General features: G+C 43.3%; 11 protein-coding genes. 2 read left to right on the forward strand and 9 right to left on the reverse strand.

Going from position 1 to position 19510, the window contains the following annotated elements; translation table 11 throughout:
- Positions 1-84: 84 nt before the first annotated feature.
- From ABR397_RS04815 to ABR397_RS04855, 9 genes are all read right to left on the reverse strand, one after another.
- A complete protein-coding gene (locus ABR397_RS04815) occupies positions 85-2145 on the reverse strand; it encodes a TonB-dependent receptor (protein WP_350304704.1) in 2061 nt (686 codons plus the stop codon).
- Positions 2146-2781: 636 nt separating this feature from the next.
- Complete coding sequence (gene recD, locus ABR397_RS04820) at positions 2782-4635, reverse strand: exodeoxyribonuclease V subunit alpha (RefSeq protein WP_350304705.1); 1854 nt, start codon at positions 4633-4635, stop codon at positions 2782-2784.
- Positions 4635-8243, reverse strand: coding sequence for an exodeoxyribonuclease V subunit beta (recB, locus tag ABR397_RS04825; protein WP_350304706.1), 3609 nt, complete (start codon positions 8241-8243; stop codon positions 4635-4637). The genes recD and recB overlap by 1 nt, the downstream gene beginning before the upstream one ends.
- A complete protein-coding gene (gene ptrA / locus ABR397_RS04830; protein WP_350304707.1) occupies positions 8240-11128 on the reverse strand; it encodes a pitrilysin in 2889 nt (962 codons plus the stop codon). The genes recB and ptrA overlap by 4 nt, the downstream gene beginning before the upstream one ends.
- Before the next feature lie 15 nt (positions 11129-11143).
- Positions 11144-14515 (reverse strand): exodeoxyribonuclease V subunit gamma, encoded by a 3372-nt coding sequence (gene recC, locus ABR397_RS04835; RefSeq protein WP_350304708.1) that lies wholly within the window; start codon positions 14513-14515, stop codon positions 11144-11146.
- Complete coding sequence (locus ABR397_RS04840; protein WP_350304709.1) at positions 14493-14879, reverse strand: prepilin-type N-terminal cleavage/methylation domain-containing protein; 387 nt, start codon at positions 14877-14879, stop codon at positions 14493-14495. Before ABR397_RS04840 ends, recC begins: the two co-directional genes overlap by 23 nt.
- Entirely contained in the window at positions 14876-15343 is a 468-nt protein-coding gene (locus tag ABR397_RS04845) for a YgdB family protein (RefSeq protein ID WP_023043314.1), read from the reverse strand. Before ABR397_RS04845 ends, ABR397_RS04840 begins: the two co-directional genes overlap by 4 nt.
- Positions 15344-15348: 5 nt before the next feature.
- Entirely contained in the window at positions 15349-15936 is a 588-nt protein-coding gene (locus tag ABR397_RS04850; RefSeq protein WP_350304710.1) for a prepilin peptidase-dependent protein, read from the reverse strand.
- A gap of 42 nt (positions 15937-15978) precedes the next feature.
- Positions 15979-16494: a prepilin peptidase-dependent protein gene (locus tag ABR397_RS04855; RefSeq protein WP_350304711.1), complete on the reverse strand. Its 516-nt coding sequence runs from the start codon at positions 16492-16494 to the stop codon at positions 15979-15981.
- 453 nt (positions 16495-16947) lie between these two features.
- On the opposite strand from ABR397_RS04855, the gene ABR397_RS04860 reads away from it, so the two are divergent.
- Both ABR397_RS04860 and ABR397_RS04865 read left to right on the forward strand, forming a co-directional pair.
- Positions 16948-18315, forward strand: coding sequence for a cystathionine beta-synthase (locus tag ABR397_RS04860; RefSeq protein WP_350304712.1), 1368 nt, complete (start codon positions 16948-16950; stop codon positions 18313-18315).
- A gap of 21 nt (positions 18316-18336) precedes the next feature.
- Positions 18337-19491 (forward strand): trans-sulfuration enzyme family protein, encoded by a 1155-nt coding sequence (locus ABR397_RS04865; protein ID WP_350304713.1) that lies wholly within the window; start codon positions 18337-18339, stop codon positions 19489-19491.
- Positions 19492-19510: the final 19 nt, after the last annotated feature.

Below are 19510 nucleotides of genomic sequence, written 5' to 3' on the forward strand. Positions count from 1 at the left end.
ATATAAGAGTAGTTAATGGGTTTAACTACTCTTATAACCCATCACAACAGGAATTATTGTAATGGGCTACTGTAATACTATTTATCAGAACTTAACATTGACTGTCGCACCGAAAGTCAGAGGCTCCCCTGCACGACCATACCAAGTGCTATCTCCAGACATTTGGAATGCACGAGTAACATAAGTTTTATTTAAAAGATTCTTCGCCCATAACGTAATATCGTAAGTTGGCGTCTCATATCCAGCTCGAAGATTCAACAAGCCATAATTAGATTGCTTCTCAGTATTAGCATTATCGAAATAAACTTTACCGGCAACATTATAATCAGCACGGATAAAATATCCGTCCAGGAAACTGTAATCTACACCAACGCCATAAGTATAATTTGGCGTATTTGCCGGACGTTTATCTTTATCTACAATTTTGCCACTCTGCTTGTCATAAATATTATCTTTAAACTCAGTAAAGTGAGCATCATTGAAACCTGCATTAGCAGATAATGTCAGCCCCTTAATTACTCTCCAAGAAATTTCCGACTCAAGCCCTCTACTGATTGATTTCCCTGCATTCTGGGTAATGGATTCGGGATAAAATTGCTTTTCAACCTGCTGATCCGTAAAGTCAATCCAAAATAATGCGGTATTCCAGCGCACTGTCTTATCCAACCATTCTGATTTCAGACCAATTTCATAGTTGGTTGTGTATTCAGCATCAAAACGACGCTGATCCTTAGGCGCCAAACTGTTAAACCCTCCACTTTTATAACCACGGGCAATACTGGCATATAACATAGCGTTATCCGTAGCATAATAATTGACCCCAGCTTTTGGCAACCAAGCATCAAACGAGAGGTTATCAGTCAAATTTTCTCTGGTTATTCCTGAGAAATTTTCTGTCTTTCTAAATTTCAGATTCTTTTTCTCATAGTCATAACGCAGCCCAGCAACCAGCTCTACATTATCCGTCAGATAATAACTGGTATTACCAAACAGCGCATAATTATTGGTCTTAACGTTTGTATTCTTAACCTGATATCCGTCCGGCAACATCCTGTAATCAATATCTAATTTATCATCCTGATTGAAGTAATACATACCAATCAACCAGTTAAATGGCCCGGTATTTTTAGAGTTAAGACGTAATTCCTGAGAGAAGTAATTTTGTTTACGGTCAATTAGTAATTTTGAATGTGATTTACGAGTAAAATCGAGATCCTGATAATCTTTTTTATCTTCTGAAGTATATGCACTAATTGAAGTCAGATCCATACGATCCCATTGATAGACCGCTTTAATAGATCCTTTATAAATATTAGCGTCTGATTTACCTGCATAGTCAGAATCTATCGATTTTGTCCCTCTCTTTATTTTATCGATCGGTGCAAATGAAGCGTTTCCATTTCTGCGGTTTTGTGCATCAAACGTAGTAATAATATCCCACGGCCCATCTGATGGCTGCCAGCGAAGCTTAAATCTGCCGTTAAAATCATTAATACCATTTATATTCTTTTTATTATCATAATCCCGTTTAAAATAACCATCACTATTCAAATAACGTAATGCTGTACGGTAAGACCAATCGCCATATTCATCAATACCACCACCTAAAATAGCAGTAGTCTGCAAACGATTATAATTACCATATGAGAAACCAAGTTTCCGTTCCGTTACTGGCTCGGGATCTTTGGTAATGATATTAATGACCCCTGCTTCAGTATTGCGGCCATATAATGTTGCCTGTGGACCGCGTAATACTTCAATACGTTCAATATCCAGTAATTCAGTATCAAATGAATGGCTATATACACCGTCGGTAAAGAAACCGACCGCTTGCTCCCCTTCCATTCCAGGCGTCACACCGCGTAATGAAATAAACCCAGCATCAGATGGATTACCCGCTTTTATCATATATAAATTGGGCACTTCTGAAACAACTTCATAAAAGTTTTCAATCCCTTTCCGCTCAATATCAAAATCGGATAATGCCGTCATACTTATCGCTGTTTTTTGCTGATCCGCAGAAACTTTCTCCGCAGTTACAACAATAGTATCCAACGAATCGGTTTTGCTATTTTTATTTGCCAAACTCTGATGAGAATAAAAAACAGATAACACAGCAATAGTGGTTACGCTATTCTTTAACATAGATAGCTAATCTCCAAGAAGAAGCGGGTATAGGCATTCACTAATACCGGCAAAAACGCTTTTACCATCCATTAGTAAAAAACTTAAGAAATTATATAAACAACTTTTAAAAAATGCAAATGCAAATGATAACCACTTGCATTATTGTCATTGCGAAGAAAATAACATACCTCAAATATTAATTCAACTTATTGTTTTAATTGAGATTAACTATTATCCAAATTTGTTAAGTCGGTTAAATTATTCAGATCTGAGACACAAACTAAGCCCTTGTCAAAACACAGAACATACCTCAAATACTTAAATCCCTATTGCTATTAGGCTATTTTATTTACTATTTTTTATAGTAAAGAGTAAATCCAGGCAGGACAAAATAATTATTTATCTGCTCAATACATTTTAAGAATTTAATTATTATCCAACATAAATACACTATAATGATGAAAATAGAGAAATATATAGATACAACGTATTATTAATATCATCAGCCTGACGCTATTATATCCAATAAACCGAACTCAAATTTACTGATAATAAACTTGCAACCATCACCTCGACTCATTTTTTCTAACAATAGAAAACATTGACTACTCCCCGCTCCACTCTGAAACTGTCACAAAAAACCGATGTTTCTCGCTAATCCACTTGCTGACTAAGCCGTTCAGCCAGCCCGCTTCGCCTTTGAGTCGGCGTCTGGATAGCCTGACGCAATACCGCCTCATGTGCATAAAGAGTCAATTTTTCTCTGGCGCGGGTCATCGCCGTATAGACCAGTTCGCGGCTGACAACCGGTACAAACTGCGTTGGCAGTACCAGAGCCGTATGCTCAAATTCTGAGCCCTGAGATTTATGCACTGTCATCACATACGCGGTTTCATGCTGTGGCAAACGACTCGGCTGAATCCCTTTAATCTGTCCATCAGGCAGTTGAAAATACGCACGCAGTTCATTATTTTCGTCCCTGAGCATAATACCGATATCGCCATTAAACAGGCCAAGTGTGCTGTCATTACGGGCAATCATGACTGGTCGGCCAGCATAACCACGACTGAAAATCCCAGCAGGGCGACGAATAAGCCCCTGACGATGCAATAGCTGTTCTATTCGCTCGTTAAGCCCACAAACACCGAATGGCCCTTCTCTGAGTGCACATAGCAGACGGTAGCGGTTAAATTCAGCCAGAATCTCTTTTGCAGGTGCCTGCTTTGACACCAGTTGCAAATAAGGGTGGTAACCCGATACCGTTTCTGTCAGCAACCGCTGATAATCTTCGTCCCCAGACAACGGATAGAAACAGATATCATCCAATGGCTGTTGCAGAATAGACAGAGCTTCCCGGCTCTTTCCCTGATTGACTGCCGCGGCAAGTTGTCCAATTCCCGAATTTGCATCAAAGCGGTAGCTTTTACGCAACAAGCACAGACGATCACGAACCTCTGGCGCGTTTCCCTGATCACTTTCCACCAAATGGCATCCCGTCAACCGACTTAGCTGTTCTGCTCTTACAGCGCTGTATCCCAATTCAGCAAAACGGCAAATATCGCCCAATACAGCTCCAGCTTCCACTGACGCTAATTGATCACGGTCACCCAGCAGAACGATTTTCGCCTTGGGTGGCAATGCATCAATCAACCTAGCTATCATAGGTAAATCCACCATTGAAGCTTCATCCACCACCAGCACATCCAGATTCAGTGGGTTATCCCGGTCATAACGCAATCGCTGGCTATCAGGTTGAGCGCCCAACAACCGATGAATCGTCTGCGCCTGATCTGGCATAGATTCAAACTGTTTCTCTGTCAGAGGCAATTTTCTAGCAGCACTGTTAAGAGATTCAGTCAATCTGGCAGCCGCTTTTCCCGTCGGAGCCGCCAGTTGGATAACCTGCTTTTTATCCGGATTAAGTTTAATTAAGGCAGCCAATAATTTAGCAACCGTTGTCGTCTTTCCGGTTCCTGGCCCACCAGAGATAACCGAAACTCTACTAGTCACCGCTACAGCGGCAGCCACCCGTTGCCAGTCTACTGTTTCATCAGACAGTATGAATAATTCATCCAGAATAGTTCTCAGCTGCGCTTCCTGAAGACTATCGGTTGATTGATTAGCGGAGAAAAAAGCGGCCACCTGGCACTCACTTTGCCACATTCTCTGCAAATAGAGTCGATCACGCGAAAGCACAACAGGCGTTGGTTGAAAACCACTACTGACGGCAGCACAGTTTTCCAGTGCCACCAGTAAACTCTGCTTATCAGGTCTTCCCGCAATCTGCCATAGCTGCTCCGCAAATTCACGATGTCGCCCATCAAAAAAATGTTCAGGTGTTATCCGGTTAACCGGCAGGCAAACGTGGCCGGTACCTGTTTCAGCACTCAACAACGCCATTACCAAAAACAGAACAGGATCTTCATCCTCAATCAATGTATGAGCAAACTGTAAATCCAATGAGCGCAGGAGCCGGAGATCTACCGCCTGTCGTAATAATGCAATCATCAATTTTTCTCTTTCTCAGGCTGTTCATGACCACGAAAAAGCAGATCCAAACCATCCACAAACTCAGCCACAGGGCGACAGCTGAAAATACCACTCCCCGGCAGTTGTTTATCTATTCCCCTCAGAAACAGATAAATCACGCCGCCAAAATGTTGTTGGTAATCATAATTAACCAGTCTGTGACGCAAGTAACGATGCAATGCCAGTGTATAAAGCTGGTATTGCAGATCATAACGATGCTCAATCATGGCTGTTTCCATCGCTTCACGGGTATAAGCCTGACTCCCTTCGCCCAACCAGTTTGATTTGTAATCCAATACATAAAACCGACCTTGCCAACAGAAAACCAAATCAATAAACCCTTTCAGCATCCCTTTCACCTGCTGAAATTCCAGTTGAGGACAGCGAGCAGAAACAGGGTCGTAACGACGCATCACCGCATCCAGTTCCTGAGATCGCAAAAGTTGCTCAATCGGCAGATAAAACTGCATTTCATCCTGTTGGTGATGAAGCGGAATTTCTGCAAGCTGTATACCGTCATCACTCAATGGAGTCGTAAAAATATCTGCCATCCACCGTTGTAATACCCCACTCCAGTGTTCATCAAACCCGGCCGATTTAAGTTGTTCTGCCAACCATTCCTCATCAGGCAATTGGCTGAAATCAAGCTCTTCCAGAATAGAGTGCAAAAAAGTCCCCGCAGAAGCTCCCCGTGGAAACGTATGTGGTGTCATTTCTGGTTGTTCTGCTATTTGTTTTTCACCACTGGCATCAACATCCAACTTTGGCGCGATAGACTGAACAATGACCTCAATAGTCTCTTCCCCAACAATACGGGGGGAAATATTGCTATGATGAACAGCAGAGTTTTGTAGACCAGAATAACTGGTGATCCGCCAATCATCCTGCATCCTGCGATTAAACTGCCTTGCCGATAGCAATAAATCATTTTGGTTTTGTGATTCCCATGGACGCTCATCAGTATCACCGATTGAGGAGACAACAATTCCATCTCCGCTTAATTCCTTAAGGCATCTCGCCAGAAAATCAGCATCGCCTTTAACTCCTTTTTGGAGCAGGTAACCCAGAGCACACTGATGCAAATCGGTGTCTCCAACCTTTTTCTTATTACCTTTTATCAGTGGAGCCACACCGACACTGCAATGGTAAACAGAGCGCGTCAATGCGACATAAAGTAAACGCAAATCTTCTGCCAGCCTTTCTTCTTCCGCCAGTTTGATCGTTTCCTCATCAGGGAAAATATCAAGGCAAGCATCAAAATTTGTACGATCATGATATATCGCCTGTTTCTGCGCCCTGAAATTACAGACAAATGGCAACCATACCAGCGGATATTCCAATCCTTTAGATTTATGAATAGTACAGATTTGTACCAAATGGCGATCGCTTTCCAGCCGCATTTGTTGGTTTTCCGACTGTGGATCAGGATGAGATATTTGTTGAGCTAGCCAACGAGTAACCGCATGTTCACTGTCGAGTTGTAGAGATATCTCCTGTAATAACTCACCAATATGCATCACATCCATCAAACGCCGTTCACCCTCATAACTGACAAGCAAATTTTCAGCAATATGATGGTTTGCTATTACCGCCCGTAACATCGGTAACACACCACGGCGTTGCCACAGGCGGAAATAACCATCAAATTCATCAACTAACTGATCCCACGCCTTTTCATCATGATTCAGCTTGTCTATCTGACGAGCAGTCAAACCAAACAAGCCACTGGCAAACGCACTTCTCAGAACGCGTTCTTTCTCTGGCGACAACACGGCTTGCAGTAGCCAAAGAATATCCTTTGCTTCTGCGGTATCAAATACACTTTCCCGGTTAGAAAGAAATACAGAAGGAATAGATAACAAGTTAAGCGCACTACGGATCAGTATGGCTTCCTTTCTGCTACGCACCAAAACAGTAATGTCGGCAGCAACCACAGGCCGGGAATCATCTCCCTGATGCAACAGAGCACATCCTGCACTACCAGCCTGCAACCAATCACGAATTTGCGCAGCGCAAAGCCGTGACATCGTTTGTTCATAATCTCCGGTAGAAATACCCTCTCCTGGCTGTAACCAGAAATTCAACGCTGCCTGTCCTTGGCCGTCATAACTAAAAGAAAGTCCTCGGTTTTTCTCTGCCGCGGAAACCTCAATAAAAGGGATTTGTTCAAACAAAAATGGATTTTCTGAACGCATAAACAGCTTGTTTACTGCCTGTACCATTGAGTAGGCCGAGCGCCAGTTTGTCTCCAGAGTATAGTGAGCACTTACCTGAGAACGGGCACGAATATAAGTGAAAATATCTGCACCACGAAATGCATAAATAGCCTGCTTAGGATCGCCGATAAATAGCAACCCATTTTCAGGCTGATCGCCATAGATGGTATGGAAAATTCGGTATTGCTGTGGATCGGTATCCTGAAACTCATCAATCAACGCAACCGGATAGCGCAGGCGGATAGTTTGAGCAAGTAAATCACTGCTTGGACCTTTCAAAGCATCATCAAGACGGGTTAGTAAATCATCAAATCCCATCTGACCGCGCATTGACTTTTCCTGCCGGATTGACTGACGAATTTCAATAATCGCTCTGGAGATAATCAAATCACGTAAAGTAAGTGGTTGCTGATATAAATCATCGATAACCACAAAAAGTGAGTGTTCAGGAACATCGCCCTTTTTTGTCTTTTCTACTAATACCGACTGCCGAAATTTCTCCAGCTCTTTTGGCAACTGATAATCCTCTGTAGACTCCTGAGCCCAATCGGTGACTCTGTTCAGCCAATTTGGTAAGTGCTTACTACTATAACTCCTTTTATCTACACCGGAACCCGCGATCAAATCATGCAATTCTCCAGCCATTTCATTCCATTGGCATTTAACACCGCTGATCAACTGGATAATTTTCTCATGACGGCTTAACAGAGTTTCATCACTGTCTGGCGCATCAACAATATGCGGCATATCCCCTTGCAAATAAGGGTGTAATTCAGCTAACAGCGCTTCCGGCCCACTCCATTCCTGGCTGATGACCATTGCCATTGATAACGGCAATGGATAGCAGTAACGCCGCCAGAAATCAGCACACCCTTGTTTCTCCAATGGATGTTGATCCTGAATTAATGTCTGTTCAAACAAAATCCCAGATTCAAAAGCATTATGCGCCAACATTCTCTGACAGAAACCATGAATGGTATAAATCGCGGCTTCGTCCATCTGCCGTTCCGCAGCCAGCAACCAAACAGCCGCTTGCTCTTTATCCGGAATTTCATCCAATAGCTGTTGATAGTTAGGTTCTGCGCCTTCTACTTCGCTTCGAATACAAGCCAGGCGAAGTTTATGAATATTTTCACGGATTCGGCCACGCAGCTCATCTGTTGCTGCTTCAGTAAACGTCACCACCAGAATTTCTTCCACGCTTAAAGGCCGTGGAAAAGCGGCATCTTTCCCCAATCCAAGTAGCAAACGGAGATATAAAATGCCAATAGTGTAGGTTTTACCCGTCCCGGCAGAAGCTTCGATCAGCCGCTGACCATTCAGCGGTAGAGTTAATGCATTAAGCCTATGGACAGATATCTCTGTACTCACTGAGCTCTTACCTCAACAGGTAACTGTTTCTGAAGTTCAGTGACATTATGATAGGTTTTCCAACCTTTCAATTTCGCGTACCCATCCGGGTTTGCTGATTTGCCAATCACCTGGGAAATAAATGATAGTCCGCGATGTTTGATTACCGCATCCTGATAGAAATTAATCAGTTGTTTCTGTGTGGTTTTCTTTAGTACCTCAAGCATTTTATCTCGGCTATCAAAATTAAAGTCATTGCGGCTAAAATCACCGGAGAAACGGGCAACTTCAGCATAGAAAGTTTGTGGCGGCTGCTGCCTTTCATTAATCAGCGCATTTTTGTACTGCTCAAAATCAGTTTGAGACATCGTTTTCAGTTTATCCGCTGCTTTCTGATAGAAATCCAGATAACGCTGATTCAAGTATTTTGGTTGTTTACTGTTGCTTTGCAGCAGGAAACCCAACCCCCACTGTTCCCCGACACTGGTATTGAAGGCAAACACCGCATACCCCAATTGTTCCGCTGTTCTTAGCTGCTCATAGAACCAAGGCTGAAGCATATTGCTTAACAAGCTGGAATAAACATAACCTTCTATACGGTCATACCCAGTCGGGATATAAACTTCAGCTAAAGCACCGTCAGTGCTACTGCCGGTACGCTGAAAATTAACCGGGTAATTTTTATCAATCACCACCTTGTTCCCACTCCACCAGTGACTTCCTTGATTCGCCAGTTGATGATGGGCAGATTCAGCAATTTTTTTGCTCTGCTGTTCGGTCAGGTTTCCAATAATCATCATCTGCAAAGCAGCGTTTTTGATCATCTCATGACGATAGTCAACAATATCCTGAACAGTGATGGTTTCCAGCTCTTTCAATCGAACAGATTGTTCCGTGTAAGGCACCCCAGAAAGGCGCTTCAATGGCTGCATAGCCATTTCATAAGCTTTACCGTTATTAGAAACCTCTATCTGTTCGCGATACCAGGATTTAGCTTGTTCCAGTTGACTCTCGGTTGGCGTAAACGCCATGTAATTACTGATTAAAGAGGTTAAGAGTTGCGGTAAATTCTGAGTGTAGCCACTGACGCCTAATTGCAATCCCTGCGATGCACCGCTGGAGATACTCATTCCTGCAACGGAAGCTTGATAACCAAGCTGGTCAAGGGAAAGCCCTGCCAAATAATCAAGCAAAGAGCAAGTTACCTGCTTACGGGCGCTATTCAGAATTTCTGCATGGCGCAAATCAAGAACAATGCTGGCTTTAGGCTCATCAGCAAAATATTGGCTCGGCATATAGAACAAACGGAGATTCTGTTGTTCAAGAATCATCTCAGGATGCTGCTGGCTTTTACCTGCTTTTATCAGTTTCAAGTCGTCAGGAATATAAGGATTTGGCTCTGGCAGAGAAAAGTTCATCTGTTCCTCTAACTGCTGCCATTTTGACTGCTGCTGTGATGTGATTCGATCAACCTGATAAGGTGCCTGGACAAAGTAAGCCTGTTTATTGTGCGGCTCTTTTGGACTGATATACCAGATACGGACGTTTTCAGGCGTCAACTCATCAAGCCTACTGGCAATTGCTTTCGGATTATAATCATCAGCCACATAGCCGGAATTCAGTACATTAGCAACAGGAACCCGCAGCATAGCATCCGATAACCATTCGATATAATGCATATCACGAACGATAGAGCCATATTGAAAAGAGAGCGTCAGAACCTTAGCGATCTCATCAAAATAGCTTTTCTGAATGCCTTTTTGTTTTAACAAATTAATGTAAGCAAAAATAGCCGCAACAACCTGATCACGCTGCTCAAGTCCTTTATCTGTCAACGACACATAGATAAAAAAGATGCCTTTATTGCGGTCAATCATCGGTGCCGCACCTGCGTTGATACTTTCAGCCAATCCCTGAGATTGCAGCCAGTCTGATAATGTATTCAAACTGCGGTTACCTATCATATAACCGAGATATTCATCCGTTTTACTGCGAAAATCAGCACTGTTGTTGTCAATACTAAACTCCAGTTGCAATGCTTTTTGCGGTTGAGCAGGAACATAATGGATAATAATTCCTTTCTCTTTTTCCGTTACTGCCGGGACGGTAATCGCCGGCACGCTCGCTTTTCTGTCCGGTATCCGACCAAAAGTATCAACCGCAATTTGAACCAGTTTATCAATAGGCTGATTACCGTAAATGACACCTTTCATCAGATTGGCTGAATAATAGTGCTGATAGAAATCCACCAGTTCTGTCTGTAATTTACTACCCGGTTTATCTTTCAGCGTTTCCAGATTACCACCAGAAAAACGGGCATTTGGGTGAGCAGGATTCAGAGTTTCTGAGCGTATTTGGGCAACCCGCATCCCATCACGAGAACGCGCCATTGTCAGTTCCGCATTGACCGCGTTTCGCTCCCGATTTGCGTTTACTGGGTCAAGCAGCGGTTCAGCCAGTGCATCAGCCAGACGATCTGTCGCATCAGCTAACGCTTCATTTTCTACCTCAAGGTAGAAAGCCGTACGGTAAGAGGCGGTGCTGGCATTATAGCTACCGCCGTGCTTTTGCAAAAACTCAGATAAACTCCCCGACTGTGGGTAGCGCGCAGATCCCATCAGAACCATATGTTCCAGATAATGTGCAAGCCCAAGCTGGCTGTCAGGGTTTTCCATACTCCCAACTGGAATCGATACCGCTGCCAGAGATTTTGTCGCCTTCTTATCAGATACCAGCAAAACCGTCATATTGTTTGCCAATTTGATTCCCTGATACTGACGGTGATCATTTTCGCTTTTATCAATTGTCTTTTGCAGCGGCTGCCACTGTTGTGTTTGCGCATAACCTGCCGTTCCCCAAAAAAGCAGGAACATAACAGCAAGCATACGGACAAGATGTTTATGCATTATCGGATATTCTCCCTATGTGTTCTGATATCGCGCTATCGGTAACAAATAACTGAGCGCTTCCTGTTTGAGTTTTGCTAAAAATGATTTATCAGCTTGCCTGAAAGCCCGCTGAACATAAGCATCGTCACCCTCTCCTCTGCGTCCTTGATCCCCAAGCCATACTTTCAGTAACTGACTTTCAGCTTTTGATTGAATTTCATCACTACAATCAATCTCACCCGTTTCTTTATTCATACATGTTGAAAGCCACACCCAACCACTTTTACAAAACAAGGGCAAAGGTGTTGATCTTCCGTGCTGATAACCTTCAACCAATTGCTTCAGGTAATCTTCCGCTTGTTCTGACGGTACCGGGGCAAAACACCATTCACTGTTATCGCGTCCATAACTACGGCTTTCTCCCTTACCACCCGCAAAACAGTAAGCCAAATGTTCAATCCACAACTGCATACCATCATTTGCTGTCAGACTAGCCGGCCGCCAACGTAGCAAACCATCCGGCTGCACCTTATTAATTCGCCCTGTCAGAATGACTTGTCCTAAATCATGATGTAAATCGACAGAGAAAGTCTCCATTTGCTGTTCGCGAATTTTATCCGCCAGCGGTTGCATCTCTTTTTGCTGCTTCAACCAATAAACTTCACCAAAAGCACCAAAAGGCAGCCCTCCAGCCGCACGAAGTCGGTTGAATAACGGCTCAGGCGATTGTTGTTCAATGAGTGTATTCAACAATAGCTGATTAAATTGATAACGTTGAAGGTTATCCAAAACAAAAGGTTCTTCCTCAGGTAACTCTGTTTCTTCAATGACAAAGTTTATTTTCAGGCATCGCTGGAAAAAAAACCGAACAGGATGACGGTAAAAGCGGATTAAATCATCAAGTGTAATGTCCCGAAGGTGTTCCGTTTCGACAGGCTGACAAAATTCAGAATATGCAGCGCCTTGCTCAGTCGCTGCCGGTAGCCACTCTTCCGCATAACTTTGTTGGTAACTGCCCGGTATAAAGTTTTCCGGCGCAAATGGAACCCGGGTATGAAGAGACAACAGATGTTTTCTGATATTAGCGGCACTTTCATCAACATTCAGTTTTTCATTGCCTGGCAAGCAGAAACTCTGGCAAACATAATCCAGCAATTCATTAACCAGCACGGAAGGATTACATTCCGTATCATCACGAATGGATTTACCAATGTAACTAATATAAAGAAACTGTTCAGCGGATATCAGCGCTTCAAGGAATAAATAGCGATCATCATCCCGCCGTTTTCTGTCCCCCCTTTGGCTTTTTTCTGCCATCAGGTCAAACCCAAGCGGCGGAATTGAACGAGGATAAATACCGTCATTCATTCCCAGTAAACAGACAACTTTAAAGGGAATAGAACGCATTGGCATCAAGGTGCAAAAGTTGACAGATCCAGCGAGAAACCGCTGACTTATTTTTTCATCATCAAACCGGAGAGCCAATTCATCCCGTAACAGAACCAGTGGCACGATTTCCTGATAATGGGCATTTAAACCATTGCCTATCACTTTCTGCCATTGCTGCTCTATCATTGCCAGTACTAATTCAGTTTCACTATCTGCGACGAAAAATGCCTCCAGCAATTGCTGACAGACAGGTAACCACCCTATTAACGTCTGGCTCTCACCCAGAATTTTGCGCCAGTAGCTCAATTGCATTAAAAACTCAGCTAATTGACCGGCAAGCTCCGCCGCTAAGCCGCTGGATTCATCATAAGGCAATACCTCTTTCCAGGGGCCTGACCGACTATCCATGGCATAACCCAGCAACATTCTGGTCAGTCCAAAACGCCATGTATGCTGACCTGTCACCGGCAAGGACAACTCTTCCACATTGTCGTCATCCAGCCCCCAGCGAACACCGGATTCTTCCACCCAACGCCTTAATAAACGTAAACCATCTTCATGAATCTCAAATTTATTCGCCAGTGCCGGAACTTCCAGCAATGCTAAAACCTGCTCAGTTGTAAAACGGCTTTGAGGTAAATCAAGCAGTGTAATAAATACTTGTAAAATTGAATGTGCTTGACGGGCTTTGCGATCAGAAATTGCGAATGGAATATAACGTTCAGCAGAGACATTACCAAATACCGCCTGAATATAGGGAGTATAATTGTCGATATCCGCGACCATCACAATTATATCCCTTGGCGTCAGTGATGGATTATCTTCCAGCAACCTTAAAAGTTGATCCTGTAAAACTTCCACTTCCCGTTGAGGGCTATGGCAAACATGGAAAGACAAAGAACGATCCGAAAGGTTAACCAGCCGTTTTTGCAGGCTATTTTCAAATGTTTCTTTTGTTGAACCAATTTGGGCATGATCCTCCAGATAGAGAATATCCCTTTGCAACTGATGTAACATGTTGTCTTGCTCTAATTCGACAAAAGCGTGAACATCCGAACTTTGCTCAAGCTGCGACAGTAAATAAAGATTATCACGCCCCAATCGCCCCCATGACGCCAACAAGGGATTACTGATATCCTGTTCGCCTTCATCGTTAAACAGCGATTGAGCATTGCCAGGATCTTTAAAATATTCCAGTTCCTGCTTATTTTTATAGTGGCGCGGTTTACGGCTGCTCAGTTTTGCCAGAAAAGCATAATTCTGAATATCTCCCCAATAATATTGACATGGATTGGTAAACATCAGGTGAATATCAATATGCTGTCCCAGTGCCTGTAAGGCTTGTAAATAAACAGGCGGCAAAGCAGAAATACCACAGATAAATACCCGTTTCGGTAAACAAGCTGAAAGTTCAGCGCTGTTTTCCAATATCGAAATAAAACGGCGATACAAGTTAGCCCGATGCCATTGAGGTTGTTGTAACTGGTGGGTATATTCCGTTAATTCCAGCCACAATCTTTTCTGCCACAACTGATTATCACTCAAACCCTCAATAAGCTGCCCTTGCTGCCAGCTTTCCAGCCATTGCGGACGATAAACAAGATATTGGTCAAACAAGTCAGCAACCCGCCCGGCCAATTGATGAATTTTCCGTTTATCAAAATCCTGATCAAGATAGTGCCTGAGTGCGACAAATTCCGCTTCTGGCAATAATTGAGGTAATAACGCCATCAATTTCCATGTCATGGCATCTTTACTAAAAGCGCTTTCTTTAGGGATCTCAGGCAATACTTTGGTAAACATATCCCAGATAAAAGTAGCTGGAAGAGGAAATGAAATATTGGCTGATATGCCAATTTTTTCAGCCAGTTGGATTTGCAGCCACTGTGACATTCCTGGGCTTTGTACCAGAATAACTTCCTGCTCAAACGGATCAGTCAGTGGATTATCTCCGATAAGTATTGTTATCAGCTCTTTAAGAAGATCCAACTGATTAGAATGATAAACCTTGAACATCAGGACTCCCGTTTGAACAAATCCACCGGCTTGCTTTACTTTGCTGATTATAAGGTGTTGTTACTATAACTGTAAGCTGATAGCAATCAGATAACTGATATGTCGTCTGAAATTCAGCGTGCCATCCCGGTGGCAGTGTTAATTCCGCTATAGCACTTTGACCTGCAATTAATTCATATTGTTCCAGGTACCCATAAGATAATTTGTCCGCCTTTGATTGTTGCCAATGTTGCTGAAATCCAAATAATAGCGCCTGATGATAACGCATTAATCCCAGTAAAGAGACAGAAAAGACCATAACGGCAACCATAACTTCGGGCAAACTCATCCCTGATTGATGAGTATGAAAAAGATCTGGCTTCATAAACAAAACCCCGTATCTGCCTCGGGACAGAAATCCAACCAACCGCTTTCTACCGGAATAAGAGAATCACTTCCACCAGAAGAGATTAATTTCATCCATTGATATAATCCGACAGATTGCCCAGATGCCATTTCCGCCACACCTTTCAGCAGAAAAAAATTACTTGAATACCTTTTTAAACAGCTTGTTAGATGGAACTCCTGCTGTTGCAGGCAATACCACTCTTCTGTTTTATCACTATAAAGTAGCCATGACTGAGCCATTCCCCATGCCAATGCAGATTCTGCTTGCTGAAAAGCTTTTAAATATCTGCGTTCATCAACCATCATGATTAATGCGTTATCCAGATGATGATGTAAAGCTTTCAGCATCATAAGGCTCACAGCCAGCAACATTAGCACTGAAATCAACAATACATTTCCTTGCTGAAATTGCAGGCAGACATTTGGAGAATGCTCAGTCACGGTACTTATCCCCTGATATTGCGCAAACGTATTACTGCCTGATATTGGTAGTTTATTGATGGATGTTTAAACCAATGTGTAATAAGCGTCAATTTGATAAAAACTAAGCCATCTTTTGTTGGTAATTTTTCTGCTTTAAATGAATCTACCACTATCTCATTTGGGTCAAATAGCCTTTCCCAGCCATTTCCCTGACAGCTATCCGCACCTCTTTTCCATTCCACTGACTTATTGCTAAGACGATAGCCAAAGAATTCCGACTCACTGTGCTCTGGTGGCTCCCATTGGTTATTTACATTAAGATCATATGCAATAATCAGGCATGAATCCCCACTTTCATCACTTCTATTACTGATTAATATTGGCGTTCCATCGCAATAATGCTGGCAATATCCTGCACGGCGAATATCTTTTTCTAAAATATGCAATGTTTGTTTAACGAAATATCCTAAACGATATCGCTGATATAACTCCATTATTTGTTTGGTTAAAACCGGGTAACTTTTGGCAATCGCCAGTAAAATAATAGTGCCAATAGCCATTGCCACAATCACTTCTAACAATGTCATTCCAGATTGGTTTTTATGTTTCATTATGACAATAGAGTATCACTTATGTTATAAGAAAAAGCATAATTAACCACACTCAGGGATACTATTAAACTTATTATTACTACATGATCTTACTCTTCCCCGTGAAGAAAAAATAACTGATATTTCACCTGCGGAATTAGCCAAGATAAAACTCGCAGGAATCATCGTGTTTCTTATTCCATGAAACTCTATCTGCTCCTTAGTTGCTGAGCTTATAACAACATCCTGATAGGATGATTTTATACCCTCAACATTCTCGAAATCACAATCAGCAAGTGCAGATTTAGAAAGCGCTATACACCACTCTTTTCCCATTTTCAGCCACAATACCACCTCTTTATTCAGATAATTTGCCACAGATTGTTGCCTGGCGATAAATGTCAATACCTTCTGTACTGACTCCTGTAACCTGGCTCTTTCCTGATAATCACTCCATTTCTGTATCCCCCATAAAGAAAATATTGAAATTAAAACAATAACAATCATCAATTCCAATAAGGAAAAACCTAATTGATTATCAATATTATAACCATCAATTATATTAATGTTATCTTCCATTAACAATTCCTTACATCCTTTCGTAAGACATTCTATTTATTTTAAAAACAGAATAAACACATAATTGAATTTTATGCGAGAGTGCATCAATAAAAAAATAACAACATATTATTGTTACATTTAAATTGCGTAGAACCTCGCAAAAATCAGGGGCTCATTGAGTAAAAATGACCTCCGATTAAATGCAACTAACTCTCCTTCTGAAAAATTACCTTTATTGAGTTAAATCCGCCCTTAATATAAAAGCTTTAATACTTCTATATTCACGTTTTTAAATAAATATGGCAAGTTAGGCGAATCCACACTTCTAAACGTCTATACCTCTTTACATCCAAAATAAAATTAACATATGCCATTTGGCTATATATGGTTGCTATTCATTCTTTCAAATAAACATATCTACAGAGTTATCCTTTATAACTATCTGAATATAACGGATTATCTGGAGATGATATGACCACGTCACGCTCTGTTCTCGATATGATTGGCAATACCCCGTTGCTGGAGTTAACGCATCTGAATACCGGTCCGTGTCGATTGTTTATTAAGTTGGAAAATCAAAACCCCGGTGGCTCTATTAAAGATCGCGTCGCTCTTTCAATGATCGAGCAGGCGGAAAAACAGGGGTTGCTTCAACCTGGCGGGACGATTGTCGAAGCCACTGCCGGCAATACCGGTATCGGGTTAGCCCTGGTCGCCTCGCTGAAAGGTTATAAGCTGATTCTGGTCGTTCCAGATAAGATGAGCCGGGAAAAGGTGTTTCACCTGCGTGCACTAGGTACCGATGTGCGTCTGACCCGTTCTGATGTCAGTAAAGGCCATCCAGAATATTATCAGGATTATGCCCTACGTCTGGCTCAAGAGATCCCCGGCGCTTATTATATCGATCAGTTCAATAATCCGGCTAATTCAGCAGCTCATACCGCTACCACTGGCCCGGAAATCTGGCAACAAATGGGTCACAGCGTTGATGCAGTGGTGATCGGTGTCGGTTCCGGCGGTACGCTGGGCGGTCTGAGCAATTATTTTGCGCAAGTTTCACCTGAAACCGAGTTTGTTCTGGCGGATCCGAACGGCTCTATCCTAGTGGACTATATCGAACACGGTAAATATGGCGATGCCGGGAGCTGGCAAGTGGAAGGTATCGGCGAAGATTTTGTTCCGCCTCTCGGCGATTTCAGCCGGGTACACCATGCATATCGTGTCAATGATGCAGAAGCCTTCTCCAGCGCACGCGATTTATTGCTAAAGGAAGGTGTGCTGGCTGGCTCTTCCAGTGGCACGTTACTGGCTGCCGCATTGCGCTACTGTCGCTCGCAAACCACACCGAAACGTGTGGTTACACTGGCCTGTGACAGCGGAAATAAGTATCTGTCAAAGATGTTTAACGATTACTGGATGCTGGAGCAAGGGTTCCAATCGCGTATGCCGCAACACGATCTGAGCGACTATATCACCTACCGCTATCAGGATGGCGCTACGGTTTTTGTGTCGCCGGAAGATACATTGAAAACCGCTTATACCCGAATGCGCCTGTATGAGATTTCTCAGTTGCCAGTGCTGAAAGATGAACAAGTGGTAGGCATTATTGATGAGTGGGATTTGATGCACACGGTACAAGCTAATCCTCTCAATTTTACCTTGCCCGTTAGCCACGCAATGACTCATCAAGTGAAAACACTGGATAAAAATGCTTCTTTGCAACAATTGATGGCGACTTTCGATGCCGGGCATGTCGCGCTGATCGTTGATAATGGCTGTTTCCTCGGGCTGGTGACTCGCACAGATGTGCTGAACGCATGGCGTCAGCAACTTAATTGATCTTTTTGCAGGAATAATTCTATGACCAAGTTTGATACCAAAACTGTTCACGCCGGCTACACACCCGATCATACCGGCGCGGTAATGCCGGCGATTTATGCAACTTCAACTTATGCCCAGTCAGCTCCCGGCCAGCACACTGGTTATGAATATTCCCGCAGTGGCAACCCAACGCGTGATGCGCTGGAAAGCGCTATAGCCGAACTGGAAAACGGCAGCCGGGGATATGCTTTCAGTTCAGGTCTGGCTGCCAGTTCTACGGTGCTGGAGCTGCTGGATAAAGACAGCCATTTGGTGGCAGTAGATGATCTGTACGGTGGTACCTATCGGCTGTTAGAAAAAGTACGTAGCCGTAGCGCCGGTTTGCGCGTCACTTATGTTGAAGCGCATGATATTGCCGGTCTTGAAGCCGCAATTCGTCCCGAGACAAAAATGATCTGGGTGGAGACACCCACTAATCCACTGCTGAAGCTGGCCGATCTGGCTGCTATCGCGCAAATAGCACAACAACACGGTGTCATCAGCGTGGCAGATAATACTTTCGCTTCCCCGTATATTCAGCGCCCGCTTGATCTGGGATTTGATATCGTGGCGCACTCAGCGACTAAATATCTTAATGGTCATTCCGATGTCATCGCTGGGCTGGCAGTCGTCGGCAAAGATGCAAACCTGGCAGAAAAACTCGGTTTTCTGCAAAACTCGGTAGGTGGCGTGCTCGATCCATTTAGCAGTTTTCTGGTACTACGCGGAATGCGGACGCTTGCTCTGCGTATGCAGCGTCACATCGACAGTGCGGAAAAGATCGCGCACTGGCTGGCACAACAACCGCAGATCGAAACTGTTTTTTATCCCGGTCTCCCTTCCCATCCGCAACATGAGCTGGCAAAGCGCCAGATGAAGGGCTTCGGCGGTATGATTTCTGTTCATTTAAAGGGTGATGATGATTATGCCCGTCGGCTGATTCAGGAGCTGAAATTATTTACACTGGCGGAAAGTCTGGGCGGAGTGGAAAGTTTGATAGGCCAGCCATTTAGTATGACTCACGCTTCTATTCCGTTAGAGAAGCGTCTTGCTTCCGGGATTACTCCACAGTTAGTGCGGATTTCAGTGGGTATCGAGGATGCGGAGGATCTCATCGCAGATTTGGCTCAGGCGTTAGAAAAAGCAGCTCGATAAAAGAGAGAAAAAGAGTAAT

It is taken from the genome of Photorhabdus viridis (assembly GCF_040256935.1).
Classification (GTDB): Bacteria; Pseudomonadota; Gammaproteobacteria; order Enterobacterales; family Enterobacteriaceae; genus Photorhabdus; species Photorhabdus viridis.